At 41.6% G+C, this 13,966-nt stretch carries 14 protein-coding genes; 8 read left to right on the top strand and 6 right to left on the bottom strand.

The window, feature by feature from the left end:
• Positions 1-5: 5 nt before the first annotated feature.
• On the bottom strand, positions 6-1,301 hold the full coding sequence (locus AACM45_RS02060; RefSeq protein ID WP_339140401.1) for an anthranilate synthase component I family protein: 1,296 nt from the start codon (positions 1,299-1,301) through the stop codon (positions 6-8).
• Positions 1,302-1,311: 10 nt separating this feature from the next.
• Positions 1,312-1,485, bottom strand: a complete 174-nt coding sequence (locus AACM45_RS02055) for a hypothetical protein (protein ID WP_339140400.1) — start codon at positions 1,483-1,485, stop codon at positions 1,312-1,314.
• 131 nt (positions 1,486-1,616) lie between these two features.
• Here AACM45_RS02055 and AACM45_RS02050 point away from each other — a divergent pair, with 131 nt between their 5' ends.
• Both AACM45_RS02050 and AACM45_RS02045 read left to right on the top strand, forming a co-directional pair.
• On the top strand, positions 1,617-2,810 hold the full coding sequence (locus AACM45_RS02050) for an acyltransferase family protein (protein ID WP_339140399.1): 1,194 nt from the start codon (positions 1,617-1,619) through the stop codon (positions 2,808-2,810).
• Positions 2,811-3,042: 232 nt separating this feature from the next.
• Positions 3,043-4,452 (top strand): DUF3179 domain-containing protein, encoded by a 1,410-nt coding sequence (locus AACM45_RS02045; protein WP_339140398.1) that lies wholly within the window; start codon positions 3,043-3,045, stop codon positions 4,450-4,452.
• 30 nt (positions 4,453-4,482) lie between these two features.
• On the opposite strand, the gene AACM45_RS02040 is transcribed toward AACM45_RS02045, so the two are convergent.
• The 3 genes from AACM45_RS02040 to AACM45_RS02030 all read right to left on the bottom strand — a co-directional run bounded on the left by AACM45_RS02040 (position 4,483) and on the right by AACM45_RS02030 (position 6,936).
• The gene (locus AACM45_RS02040) at positions 4,483-5,220 is read right to left on the bottom strand and encodes a hypothetical protein (RefSeq protein ID WP_339140397.1); all 738 of its coding nucleotides are present in this window, start codon (positions 5,218-5,220) and stop codon (positions 4,483-4,485) included.
• A 12-nt stretch (positions 5,221-5,232) separates the two neighbouring features.
• Complete coding sequence (lpdA, locus tag AACM45_RS02035) at positions 5,233-6,639, bottom strand: dihydrolipoyl dehydrogenase (protein WP_339140396.1); 1,407 nt, start codon at positions 6,637-6,639, stop codon at positions 5,233-5,235.
• 93 nt (positions 6,640-6,732) lie between these two features.
• Positions 6,733-6,936 carry a hypothetical protein gene (locus tag AACM45_RS02030; RefSeq protein ID WP_339140395.1) on the bottom strand — a complete coding sequence of 68 codons (204 nt, stop codon included), beginning with the start codon at positions 6,934-6,936 and terminating at the stop codon, positions 6,733-6,735.
• Here AACM45_RS02030 and AACM45_RS02025 point away from each other — a divergent pair.
• The gene (locus tag AACM45_RS02025) at positions 6,926-7,174 is read left to right on the top strand and encodes a hypothetical protein (RefSeq protein WP_339140394.1); all 249 of its coding nucleotides are present in this window, start codon (positions 6,926-6,928) and stop codon (positions 7,172-7,174) included. The two genes, AACM45_RS02030 and AACM45_RS02025, sit on opposite strands and share 11 nt — an antisense overlap.
• Before the next feature lie 34 nt (positions 7,175-7,208).
• Here AACM45_RS02025 and AACM45_RS02020 read toward each other — a convergent pair whose 3' ends face one another.
• Entirely contained in the window at positions 7,209-7,667 is a 459-nt protein-coding gene (locus tag AACM45_RS02020) for an Lrp/AsnC family transcriptional regulator (protein WP_339140393.1), read from the bottom strand.
• 151 nt (positions 7,668-7,818) lie between these two features.
• Between AACM45_RS02020 and AACM45_RS02015 the strand changes: the two genes are divergently transcribed.
• The 5 genes from AACM45_RS02015 (at position 7,819) to AACM45_RS01995 (ending at position 13,960) form a co-directional block, all read left to right on the top strand.
• Positions 7,819-9,042 (top strand): aminotransferase class I/II-fold pyridoxal phosphate-dependent enzyme, encoded by a 1,224-nt coding sequence (locus tag AACM45_RS02015; protein WP_339140392.1) that lies wholly within the window; start codon positions 7,819-7,821, stop codon positions 9,040-9,042.
• A 66-nt stretch (positions 9,043-9,108) separates the two neighbouring features.
• A complete protein-coding gene (gene nhaC / locus AACM45_RS02010) occupies positions 9,109-10,599 on the top strand; it encodes a Na+/H+ antiporter NhaC (RefSeq protein WP_339140391.1) in 1,491 nt (496 codons plus the stop codon).
• 71 nt (positions 10,600-10,670) lie between these two features.
• On the top strand, positions 10,671-11,177 hold the full coding sequence (tpx, locus tag AACM45_RS02005; protein ID WP_339140390.1) for a thiol peroxidase: 507 nt from the start codon (positions 10,671-10,673) through the stop codon (positions 11,175-11,177).
• Complete coding sequence (locus AACM45_RS02000; protein WP_339140389.1) at positions 11,170-11,535, top strand: diacylglycerol kinase; 366 nt, start codon at positions 11,170-11,172, stop codon at positions 11,533-11,535. Before tpx ends, AACM45_RS02000 begins: the two co-directional genes overlap by 8 nt.
• Positions 11,536-11,596: 61 nt before the next feature.
• Positions 11,597-13,960 (top strand): DNA translocase FtsK, encoded by a 2,364-nt coding sequence (locus tag AACM45_RS01995; RefSeq protein ID WP_339140388.1) that lies wholly within the window; start codon positions 11,597-11,599, stop codon positions 13,958-13,960.
• Positions 13,961-13,966 lie beyond the last annotated feature (6 nt).

Below are 13,966 nucleotides of genomic sequence, written 5' to 3'. Positions count from 1 at the left end.
CGATATCAATTGCTTTCTAGCACATCGCGCATTGCTTTGGCTTTTAAGAGGCATTCTTCATATTCTTTTAAAGGTTCTGATTTGGCGGTAATGGCGCTTCCAACGGAAAAGGACAAATACCGTTTTTCAGCATTATATAGAATACTTCGAATGACGACATTAAAGTCAAAGTTCTTATTAGGGTCAAAATACCCGACCGCCCCGCTATAGAGCCCCCTTTTAGTTTCTTCGACCCTTTCGATCACCTTCATGGCCGAGACTTTTGGGGTACCGGTCATGCTACCCATAGGAAAGGTGTCTTTCAACAATTGAACCGCATCCAGGTCTTCTTCGGTTTTAGAGGAAACCGTTGATATCATCTGATGTACTTGTTCAAAGGTATAAACCTTGCAAAGTTCCTCGACGGTGACGGAACCCTTAACCGCGCTTTTCGACAAATCATTCCTGACCAAATCTACGATCATGATATTCTCGGTGCGCTCTTTGGTATCGTTTTCAAGTCGTATTTTAAATTGTTCATCTTTAAATGCGTTTGTTGAACGGCCAGCGGTGCCCTTTATAGGCTGTGAAATTACGGTATCTCCATTTTTTTTTAAGTATCGCTCGGGAGAGGCACAAAGTAAATAATGATTATCGAGCCGCAAGAAAGCAGCAAAAGGCGCTTTTGAAATCCGGTTCAAGTGTAAAAAACTCTTGACAACATCTATATACGAATGCTCTGCATAAAACTCTTGACAGATATTGACTTCATAAATAGTACCCTTTTTGATTTCTTCAAGAACCGCCCTTACTTTGTCCAAGTATGCCTCTTTATGGATTCGAAGCTTTATTTTAGGCTTATTACCAACAGAAGCGGTCTTCCCTTCCCTGCAAGCGCTTATTTCCTTAAAATCGCCAGCCACTTCGTCCGCATATTTTTCTAGATAGAGGAATTCGACAGTTTCGTTGGTAAGCCGGATCAACTTTTTAGGTTGAAAAAAATGAAGCTGCCCAAAACCGATTCCGTCAAAATTGTTTGAGGATAATGCCTCCAGTTCATTTTTCAAATCGTAAGACAAATAACCAAAAAGCCAATCGTTAAGTTTTTGATTGAAATCTGAAAGTTTTTGAAACCCATCGGCTGCAGCTATACTAAGATGCTGCGCTGCACCTAATGCCAAAAGCACTTCAAATGACGAATGTTTGTCTTTATGACCATTACTATCCAAAAAAAGAACGGTGTCAAACCGCTGCGCCCAATACAACAACGCATCTTTAAAAAGGACAAAATCCTCAATGGCAAAAGTGGTCTTTACTCGCAAGTAGGGCAGTTTACGGTTGGGTTAGAATTTTTTTTTTGGAATTTTGATATGGATTGGATAGGTCATAATCGGTTCCACCGGGTTGAACATCGTATCTTACCGCTAACAAAACCGTTGGATACAACGATTCATGGTTAATGGATATGAAAGGATTACCATCGGCAAATGCCAATATCTTAGCCATGGACTAAAATCTTTAATTATTCCACTAAAATACCGTAAAAAGTAAAAATCAGCCTGAATTTTGTCTAATTTTGCCCAGCAAAACATCTGAAAGTACTTGTATACAAGTATATAGCTTAAATAAATTTGAGCATGAAACCAGGTTCGACCAGACTATTTTTTATTGATACCATGCGTACGTGGGCAATATTGATGATGTTGCAAGGCCATTTTATCGACGGCCTGCTTGATCCGATTTTTAGGGACGTTGAAAATTCAGTTTTTCTGGTGTGGCGTTATTTTAGGGGAATAACAGCACCTGTATTTTTTACGGTCTCCGGTTTCATTTTCACTTATCTACTGGTACGATCGAAAGAAAAAGGTTTTGACAACCCTAGGGTCAAAAAAGGCGTACAACGGGGATTGCAGTTGCTACTGATAGGCTATTTACTTCGTCTGAACCTATTTGGTCTGTTCTCAGGTGAAATATACGATAGCTTTTATTTGGTCGATGTGTTGCACTGTATCGGACTTTCGATATTGACCATTATCTCGATTTATGTATTGGCCTCAAAATATAAAAGTTCATTATTACCCGTAATATTTTTAAGTATTACGTTATTGCTGTTCTTGTTCGAACCTTTGTACAAACAATGGTCTTTTGATTTTCTACCGACCAGTCTGGCCAACTATTTTACAAAAGCGAATGGTTCTGTATTCACCATAATACCATGGTTAGGCTATGCGACCATAGGAGCATTCTTTTCACTGCTGTTCACGAAATATCAGGCACATAAGAATTTGTACAAGTATGCCATTGGCATTTCTTTACTGGGCGGTATCTGCTTGGTTTTCTTTTCATCGGATTTTTTTATTGCAACTTATGAGGCCACGGGCATCGAAATGTTCCGCATGATTGAACAAAACAATTACCTTTTTATTCGTTTGGGGGACGTGCTCTTGGTCTTCTCGATGTTCATGGTATTTAGAAAGTTCCTTACCAATAACATCATATTGAAAATAGGCTCAAATACCTTGTCTATTTATGTTATCCATTTTATAGTGCTTTATGGAAGTTTTACGGGTTTAGGGCTTTATGGGTTTCTTCACCACCAATTGAATCCCATGACCGTGGTATTCGGTGCCTTGGCCTTTATGATACTGTGCACTTTTCTTGCCTTGCAATACGATAAGAAGGAAGAATCGATTAAAGGTGCTATTCGATTCGGCTTTCGTTATCTTAGAATCAGGGGTTATCTCATACTGAAGACCCTAAATCCAGTTTTAAAAGCCCTAGGCTTTCGTATTAAAATGATACTCGTCCGATTATTTGCCCTAAGCAAGTAATTTATTATTGAACACCATTTTCGGGCGTGTATATGCCAAAATACCATTGACAGGTCCTTCCCCAAAAATGTAGTCTTCCCTTACGCTTTTTTGAAAGCAATCCTACCATCAATCAGAATCAAGATGGTTAAACAGATATGATTTTCGAACGACGATATCAGCCGCTATCTTAAATGTTAGTTAAAGCGATTAGTGACGTACAAATTTTACGACCAAGGCTTAAAATCGGGTTATGTTATTTCATTTTAAGACCAAAAGTTTCATGTTTTTATTGGCCTATGTGGCCGTAGCAACATCGTACTATTTTAGCGGAAAAACGACGGACAGCGAGGGCGAGGAACTTAACTATGACATGGTTTCCCCTACAGATTATTTTCTGACCCTCTTTGAGCAACCAGATTCGAATAAAGCAGATAAGGCCTACAACTATATTGACCAAAACTGGAAGGACACTTATCAAATTTTGCTGATCGAGACGGCCTATTTTTCACAAAATTCAAAAAATGCGCTTAAGTTGGTCGACCTGCTGGAAAAGAAGACCGATCAAAACTTTGGTCTTGATTTTGACAAGTGGTTTCAATGGTATTGGAACAAAGCCGTTGATTATGATGAGGACTACTATAATTTTAAGGCAAAATTGCACAAACGGATTGATTCGCGGTTTGAGAAATATTTCTTGAATCGCTCAGAACAATCGAAAATCAGATTGGACGAGGTACGATGGGGCGGTGTGTTACAAGATGGTATACCCCCCTTGCGCAACCCGAGAATGTTATCTTCTGATAAAGCGAATTATTTGAGGGATGGTGCTACGGTATTCGGTATCGAAGTGAATGGAGAGGCCCGAGCTTATCCGAAACAAATACTGGCATGGCATGAACTTTTCACGGACACGGTTGGAGGTGAAAATGTGGCTGGAGTATACTGCACTTTATGCGGAACCGTAATTTTATACAAATCGGATTTTAAGGGCGTAAAGCACCAATTGGGTACGAGTGGTTTTTTATACCGCTCAAACAAACTCATGTACGATCGAGCAACACAATCACTTTGGAGCACTCTTGAGGGAGAACCCGTTATAGGGCCGCTGGTCGGAAAGGGAATAAAATTGGAGTATTTAAGCGTAGTCACCACAACCTGGGGGGAATGGAAAAAAAGACACCCTGATACAAAAGTACTATCGATGCAAACAGGGCACCGAAGGGACTATCGTGAAGGGGTAGCCTACCAAGAATATTTTGCGACCGACGACCTCATGTTTACCGTACCCATTATTGACAAAAGACTGAACAATAAAGATGAGGTACTTGCCATTAGATCCCCTAAATTCCCTGAAAAGAACTTAGCCATAAGCAGTGATTTCTTACGAAAGAACCCTGTTTATAAAAACCAACTCGGAGACATCCACTTTACCGTTTTTACGGATGACTCTGGCGCACATCGCGTTTTTAAAACAAAAGAAAATTCCTTTAAAGTTTATGATGGCCAAAGTACGACAGTCGATGACAATGGCATCACTTGGACCATTGAGGAATCTAAAATGGTCTCCGCTACTGATGAGGTATTTGAACGTCTTGAAACCTTCAATGCATTCTGGTTCGGTTATCAGGCCGCATTTCCAGATGTTACGCTAATAAAATAAAGGGGTTCTTTGACTTTAAAGATGGATTGCTTATTGCCCTTCCACAGAAATCTCACCATCAAGTAATAATTGCTCGACAATAGGTCTCATCGAGAAAAAGGTTTGTCCTGAATTGATTTTAGGATGGTACCAAGTTTGTACAATGGCCCGATCAAAATCGGAGAGTATGTTATTGGGAGATCCAGAACACATAAAGCTACGTATCATTCCGTCATTGATACCACAGGTATTGTCCGTAGCATGGTGAAAGCCAAGTATGTGCCCTAATTCATGTTTGAATAAACCACCACCATCATTTTCTACCCAGATACGTCCTGAGGTAATTTCACCATCTTCTTCTGCGAAATGAAAAGCCAACCCGCTTTTACCCTCGGTATTGATATCTGGCCATATCGTCTTGACCTCTTCACTACTGCCTAAGAACAAATGTACGTTGGCACTTTCAAGTTCACTTACCACCTGAATTGAGGTTCCGTCGGTTATGAGCAAATTGAATTCATCAATTGACCGCTCTACCAGACTACGATAGGCTTGATCGATACTACCATCTAAAAAAACCTTGACTTCACTTTTCCACTTTCTACTAAATGTGATACCGACGCTATTCACCGCTAGTCTAAAGGCAACATGTTCAAACTCGTCTAAAAATTCAAGCTGTAAGGGCGTCAATTCGGTTTCGCTGATACCTTCAGGTTCTTCAGGGGAATTTGAACCCGTTGAACAAGAGAGGAAAACAACCAAAACAAAAAAAACGACCTTTCTGAACATGATATTACTTAGCTAAATATGCAGTGCCCTATCTTCAGTAGCCGCCAACGCCGCCTCTTTGACCGCTTCGGCATATGTCGGATGTGCATGGCTCATACGCGCCATATCCTCCGCTGAGGCCCTAAATTCCATAGCCGTCACCGCTTCTGTTATCAAGTCGGCACAACGTGCACCGATCATATGTACCCCCAAAACCTCATCGGTATTTTTATCAGCCAATATTTTTACGAATCCATCAATATCCATACTGGCACGGGCCCTACCCAAAGCCCGCATTGGAAATTGTCCAACTTTATATTCAATACCTGCTTCTTTCAGTTCTTCTTCCGTTTTACCGACGGCCGCTACTTCGGGCCAAGTATACACCACGCCAGGGATGAGATTGTAGTCGATATGCGGTTTTTGGCCCGCCAAGATTTCGGCAACCATTGTTCCCTCCTCTTCCGCTTTATGGGCCAACATGGCACCTTTGACCACGTCGCCTATGGCATAAATATTAGAAACATTGGTTTGAAGATGATCATTGACGGCTATCCTGCCTCGTTCATCCATTTTTACCCCTGCTGCTTCGACGTTTAGACCGTCAGTATATGGCCTTCGACCTACAGAAACTAAACAATAGTCCCCTACAAACTCAACCTCTTCGCCTTTTTTGTTATCCGCTTTTACAATGACTTGGTCATTCTTTCGTTCGACTGATTTTACCTTGTGGGAAAGCTGAAACTTCACTTTTTGTTTTTTCAACACCTTCATCAGCTCTTTTGAAAGTGCTCCATCCATACCGGGAATTATACGGTCCATGTACTCCACAACCGTGACGTCTGCCCCTAAACGTTTGTAGACCTGCCCCAGTTCCAATCCGATAACACCTCCACCGATGATAATCATATGTTTGGGGATTTCTTTGAGTTCGAGTGCCTCTGTAGAGGTTATCACCCGTTCTTTATCTAAGGTGATAAAGGGCAAAGAAGAAGGTTTTGAGCCTGTAGCTATAATGGTATGCTTAGCTTCTATGGTCTCCGTTTTCCCGTCTTCCTTCGCGATATTGATATGTGTGGCATCTTTAAAGCTACCTAAGCCATGAAAGACGTCTATGTCGTTCTTATTCATTAAAAAATCAATCCCCTTGGTGGTTTGATCGACAACGGCCTGCTTGCGTCCAATCATTTTTTCAAGATTGACTTTCACCTCTCCGGGAATCTCAATACCATGCTCTTCAAAATGTTTAACGGCATCCTCATAATGGTGTGAGGAATCCAACAATGCTTTTGAGGGAATGCAGCCGACATTCAAACAAGTACCTCCAAGGGTATCGTATTTTTCAATTATTACCGTTTTCATTCCCAATTGTGCACATCGTATCGCAGCAACATATCCACCAGGTCCAGACCCGATAACAGCTACATCATATTGACTCATATTCGTGGTTTAAAAAGTGATTGTACTTGCGTTTGTCGCAAGGCTATAAAAATGACTACAAAAGTACGAATGTTTTCCATAAAATGGTTTTGCTCAAAATGGTGCCAAGGGAAATTTTGAAGCGGTATAATTCCCCGTCCATAACCCTAAAATGAGCGCCGCATTCATTGCGGAATCCATGACCATTTCTTGGTAGCCATAACCACAAGTCATCACAAATGAAATCTTACCTAAAACAAAAATCGATAATATCAAATGGGGCATATGGTGCCTTCGTAGCACAATGATGGAAGCCATAAAGCCAGCTACAAGTGCTGAAGTAAATAAAGTCAATGTAAGTTACAGATGTTCCATTATTGTAGAAGAACATATGCTTGAACCTTTGAACAAAATGTTTTTCGTGATCGTCGTGAAAATAAATAATGAAAAACCACCTATTATCGTGGCCGCGCCGGTCAGCAGCAATCGATTGTGTGAGGTCATGATTTTAGAAACGTTTTTTGATTACCATGAATGTAAAGACATTTCACGATAACCTCATGTCGTTTAACTTGACGTTAGGTTAAAGTTTAAATAAAAACGGCTGTGGATTTCTTAACGGAATTGATTATAAATGAACTTTGGGTACTGCCTATTTGATCTATTGCGGTCAATTTGTTCACCATGAATTCACGATAGGCTTCCATATCGGACACATTCAAGGTGAGTATATAGTCGTAATCACCGCTGATATGATGACATTCCGAAATCTCTTCCAATTGTAATATTTGGCGTTCAAAGCGCAAGATGTTCTCCTTGGTATGCTGTAACAATTTTACTTGGCATAGAACTGTGAAATCACGATCTATTTTCTTTTTATCGACCAAGGCTACATATTTCGTAATGACACCTTCTCTTTCCAATCGTTTGATTCGTTCGTAAATAGCCGTGGTTGAAAGGTTTAACGAGGTGGCATACTCCTTTGTGGTTTTTTTACAATCCGCTTGTAAAAGGGCAAGTAAGGCCTTATCGATTTTATCAAGTACCATGGCGAAACAAATTCAGGATTTCTGCAAAAATAAGAAGATATTAGAATTAAATTCATCTATTTAAACTATTTATGGTTTTAAATACTATATCTATCCATTTGTATTGATTTTAACTCTATACCATGCTATTTTTACCATAAATTTCAAACTCATGGAGCATAAATCCGCTGATAAAATTCAAGACCTGCAATATTTTGGTGAATTTGGGGGAGTCAATCCCTCTATTTCCGATTCTTCTACCTACACCTTCTTATCGGCCAAAACCATGTTTGACACTTTTGAAGGCAATACCGAGGGCTGTTATCTTTATAGCCGGCATTCGTCACCTTCGAACCTGTATTTAGGTGAGGCCATGGCCGCCCTAGAAGGTACTGAGAGTGCCAATGTCTATGCTAGTGGTATGGGGGCTATAAGTTCTGTGGTCATGCAACTTTGTGATACGGGCGATCATATCATTAGCAGTCGAACAATATATGGCGGCACTTATGCCTTTATGAAAAACTTTATAAAGAAATTCAACATCAAAACGTCGTTTTTAGATATTACGAATCTTGAATTGATCGAGAAAAGTATTACCCCAAAAACCAAAATGATCTATTGCGAGGCCGTTAGCAATCCTTTACTTGAAGTTGCCGATCTACCATTGCTATCAAAAATCGCCAAAAAACACAACATTCCGTTAGTGGTCGATAATACGTTTTCCCCATTAAGCATCAGTGCCGCCAAATTAGGGGCCGATATCGTCATCCATAGCCTAACCAAGTTTATTAACGGCACGAGCGATTGTGTGGCGGGCGCAGTATGTGCTTCTTCTGACTTTTGTCTATCCCTTAAAGATGTCAATAATGGAGCTGCAATGCTTTTTGGCAGTACTTTGGATAGTCTTCGGGCCGCCTCCATTTTAAAAAACTTGAGGACACTTCATATTAGAATAAAAAAACATAGTGAAAATACCTTATATCTTGCCACCCAGTTTGAAAAAGATGGTTTGAAGACCGTCTATCCGGGTCTTAAATCACATTCCGGACACGAGTGCTTCAAAAAGCAAATGACCTCAGAATATGGCTTTGGGGGCCTCATGACCTTGGATGTTGGCAGTTTGGACAAAGCAAATGCCCTTATGGAAATAATGCAAAAAGAAAATCTTGGGTATCTGGCAGTAAGCCTTGGCTTTTACAAAACCCTATTTAGTGCCCCGGGCACTTCGACTTCTTCTGAAATTCCAGAAGGGGAACAAAAAGAAATGGGGCTTTCCGATGGGTTGATACGTTTTTCAATAGGTTTGGACAATGACATCCATAAGACCTATTTGACCATGAAAAGATGTATGGAAAAACTGGGTATCCTCAAAAATGATGCTGTTTTCGTATCGTAGTCAAAACATCAGGTTTGGAGAACAAAGGTCAAAATCGTAATATTACCTGAACCAAACCCAAGATGGATGTCTGACAAACCAAATAAAGCAAAATACCGCGAAAACGAGCAAATTATAGACAACAAAGAATTGAATATTTGGGAAGCCCTGATTCCCGTGTTCGTTTTAGTAGCTATGCTGGCTTACAATGTCTACGTTTTTGGTGACGACGCCTTAAGCGGGTCTAATCAGTTCATTCTTTTGATGGGGGGTGCCGTTGCGGCCATTGTAGGTTTCTTCAATAAGGTTTCGTACAAACAAATGATTGCCGAGGTCAGTGAGAATGTACGCTCAACGACCGGCGCTTTGTTGATTTTACTAATGGTCGGGGCATTATCGGGTAGTTGGCTGGTCAGTGGTATCATTCCTGCGATGATTTACTATGGGCTGCAAATTTTAAATCCCACCATATTTTTAGCGGCCTGTGTCATCATCTGTGCCATCATATCGATAGCTACGGGCAGTAGTTGGACCACGGCGGCCACAGTTGGCATTGCACTTGTTGGAATTGGTGAGGCTTTGGGTATTTCTTTAGGAATGACCGCGGGAGCGGTACTTTCTGGTGCCTATTTTGGCGATAAACTTTCACCACTGAGCGATACCACCAATTTAGCTCCCGCAATGGCCGGTGGTGAGCTTTTCTCCCATATTAGGTACATGACCTTGACCACCGTGCCCACCATAAGTATAACCTTGATTGTTTTTATCATTCTTGGTTTTACGATTGATACTTCGGGCGTTGCGGATACTGACACGATCCTGAATACGATAGAAGCTACCTTTAATATCAACGGATGGCTCTTTTTAGTGCCGGCGGCAGTGATCTTTATGATTGTAAAAAAGGCCCCCCCATTACTTGCTTTACTAATTGGTACGTTATTGGGTAGCGTATTTGCACTGATTTTTCAACCGGATATTATTACCAATCTGGGAGGCGGCAACACGCTCGATTTTGAATCAAGCTATAAAGGCATACTCAATGCGATTACCGTAGATACGGCCATTGAAACCAGCAATCCTGCGCTGAACGATTTATTTTCCTCTGGTGGAATGGCCGGCATGTTGGGTACTATCTGGCTGATTGTCTGTGCGATGGTCTTTGGTGGTATCATGGATGGCATCGGCGCGTTGGCCCGTATTACGAAATCGCTGCTAAATATGGTCACTTCAGACACTGGCCTTTTTGCAAGTACCGGATTGAGCTGTATTGTGTTGAATGGCACTGCCTCAGACCAATACCTCGCTTTGGTGGTACCCGGAAAAATGTTTTCAAAAGCTTATGAAGAACGGGGTTTAGCGCCAGAAAACCTGAGTAGGACATTGGAGGATACCGGTACGGTCACTTCCGTACTTGTACCATGGAATACCTGTGGGGCCTATCATAGTAGTGTACTTGGGGTTGCCGTAGGTGAATACTTCATCTATGCCATTTTCAGCTGGTTAAGTCCAATAATGACGATGTTGTTCGCTGCTTTTAAAATCAAGATAAAGCGGTTGACAACAACTGTAAAAGCTTGAAATTTTAAGGGAACCTATTGGTTTTCGAAGTTGGGTTTCATAACTTCACGGCAAATTAAAAAACAACGGACATGGCATCAATAACCTTGGGTGGAACCCCTGTTACAACTGTAGGGGAATTACCGGAAATAGCAACAAAAGCACCAAATTTCAAATTGACCAAAGTAGACCTTTCCGAGGTCGGTCTGTCAGATTATAGCGGACATAAAGTGGTCATGAATATTTTTCCGAGTGTTGATACGGGCACTTGCGCGAAATCAGTTCGCCAGTTCAACGAAGAAGCAGCTAAGTTAGAAGATGCAAAAGTACTTTGCATTTCTAGGGATTTACCTTTTGCACAACAACGCTTTTGTGGTGCCGAGGGCATTGAGAACGTTGAAATGTTGTCTGACTTTAAAACTGGGGAATTTGGTAAGGCCTATGGTCTTGAATTCGCTACCGGGGGTTTTACCGGCCTTCACTCTCGATGCATTGTGGTCTTGAATGGCGAGGGCAAGGTGTGCTATACGGAACAGGTTAAGGAAACTGCTGATGAACCCAATTACAAAGCCGCACTTGAAGCGTTGATGAATGCCTAAGGAGTCTTTTCTCGTAAACAGGATCAAAAGTGTAGGCTTTGCTTTTAAAGGTCTTTTTCTTCTTATTCGTACAGAGGCCAGTATTAAAATCCAATTTGTGATCGCAGTAGTGATGACCGCCCTAGGGTGTTACTTTGGCTTATCGACCACGGAGTGGATCTTGCAATGTTTGGCGATTGGCCTGGTCATGGGTATCGAAGGTCTCAATACAGCGGTTGAAAAAACCGCTGATTTCGTACATCCTGAATTTGATGAAAAAATCGGCTTCATAAAAGACATTTCCGCCGGTGCCGTAATGATCGTATCCATCATGGCAACTATCGCAGGGCTCTTGATCTATATTCCCAAAATCATTTAGCAAGCCACAACCGTACATTAGCATTGTAAATTTGTAAATTAGCCCCTTATCCCATCGTTACATGGCGAAGAAACGAAGAAAGTCAAAACCTACAACCACTAAAAAGCGTACGTCTTTTCAGCTATCGAAGAAAAACCAGGTGATTCTCGGTAGCTTATTGATTGTTATTAGTATTGCGCTTTTCTTTTCGTTTATTTCATACTATTTCACTTGGCAAGAAGACCAAAGCCTTCTAACCGAATTCGGGGATAGAAATGCGGAGGCATCTAATTTATTGAACAAGTTTGGGGCCGCGGTCAGTCATTTTTTCATGTACCAAGGTTTCGGATTGGCCTCTTTTGTGTTTCCTGTGCTATTGGCAATTACCGGACTTTACCTTTTTCTCGGCTTGGATGGAAAACAGCTATGGGGCAAATGGATTTGGGGTATGGTGTCCGTTATTTGGGTTTCTACCACTTTGGGTTTCCTAGCCATGGAACAACCCTTGTTGGGAGGTTTGATAGGCTATGAGCTAAATGATTTTTTACGTGACTATGTTGGGGCTATCGGAATATTCTTGATACTGTTATTTGCCCTAATCGTCATTTTAGTCCGCCTTTTCAATTTTTCACCTGAAGCCATAGGAAACTATTTTAGGGAAAAAAAGAGTACCCTTTCGAAAGAATTTCAGACAGCTACGACCTCAAACAAAGGGATTGAACCGGATATGGATACCGAAGTGATCCTGCAACCGGAACCCGAAGTTAAAATTGACACCTATACCCACAAAAAGGATATTCCCCCGCTACAAAATGAGGCCGGACTTGATGTGAACCTTCCTGAAGAAGAGCCTGCAATTGACCTTGAGGTCAGTAAGGTAGCAGAAGAAAAAGAGGAAAAGGATATCAAAGCTGAAGAACTGGTAAGGGATTTTGGGGAATTTGACCCTAGATTGGAACTGGGGAGTTATCGCTTTCCAACCTTGGATTTATTGGATCAACATGGTGTCACCGGTGGAATCACCATTAACCAGGAAGAACTTGAGGAAAACAAGAATAGGATCGTCAATACCCTAAAGAACTATAAAATAGGTATTGCACAGATAAAGGCTACTATTGGCCCCACCGTAACCCTATATGAAATAGTTCCGGAAGCGGGAATACGAATCTCAAAAATCAAGAACTTAGAAGACGACATTGCGCTCTCTCTAGCGGCATTGGGTATTCGAATCATTGCCCCCATACCGGGCAAGGGAACCATTGGTATTGAAGTGCCGAACAAAAATGCGACCATTGTTTCAATGCGTTCGGTCATTGCCTCGAAAAAGTTTCAAAATGCGGAAATGCAATTGCCTATTGCCTTTGGCAAGACCATTAGCAATGAGACTTTTGTCGTTGACCTCGCCAAAATGCCACACCTTTTGATGGCCGGTGCCACAGGTCAGGGGAAATCCGTTGGCCTCAATGCCGTCATTACCTCACTACTTTATAAAAAACATCCTGCGGAAATCAAATTTGTATTGGTCGACCCAAAGAAGGTGGAATTGACGCTTTTCAATAAAATCGAGCGTCATTATTTGGCCAAACTTCCTGATTCTGAAGAAGCCATCATTACAGATAACACCAAGGTCATCAATACGCTGAATTCCCTATGTATCGAAATGGATCATCGTTATGAACTGTTGAAGTTGGCATTAGTGCGAAATATCAAAGAATACAACACCAAATTCAAGGCCCGTAAATTGAACCCCAATGACGGACATAAATTTCTGCCGTACATCATTTTAGTGGTTGACGAATTTGCCGATTTGATCATGACCGCTGGCAAAGAGGTAGAAACCCCTATTGCACGATTGGCCCAGTTGGCAAGGGCAATCGGCATCCATTTGATCATTGCAACGCAAAGACCCTCTGTAAATGTAATTACCGGTATTATCAAGGCAAACTTTCCTGCACGTATCGCCTTCAGGGTTACCTCAAAAATCGATTCCCGCACCATTTTAGATGCCCAAGGCGCTGATCAACTTATCGGTAGGGGTGACATGTTGTACACCCAAGGCAACGATGTGACACGTATACAGTGTGCCTTTGTCGATACTCCTGAAGTAGCCAAGATCACTGAGTATATTGGTTCTCAAAGGGCCTACCCCAGTGCCCATGAACTACCCGAGTACGTAGGGGAAGATTCTGGCACGGGTCTTGATTATGATATCGCCGATAGGGATAAAATGTTCAGGGAAGCTGCAGAAGTCATTGTTATTGCACAGCAGGGTTCCGCATCGCTGATCCAACGAAAGTTAAAATTGGGATACAACAGGGCCGGACGCATCATAGATCAATTGGAAGCTGCCGGCATTGTCGGCCCCTTTGAAGGAAGCAAAGCAAGACAGGTACTGGTTCCTGATATATTTGCCCTAGAACAATTATTACAAAACGAGACAAAATAAAAACGA

It is taken from the genome of Croceitalea sp. MTPC5 (assembly GCF_036985505.1).
Classification (GTDB): domain Bacteria; phylum Bacteroidota; class Bacteroidia; order Flavobacteriales; family Flavobacteriaceae; genus Croceitalea.
The sequence above is the reverse complement of the archived record's forward strand: the minus strand, read 5'-3'. Positions and strand labels throughout refer to the sequence as shown.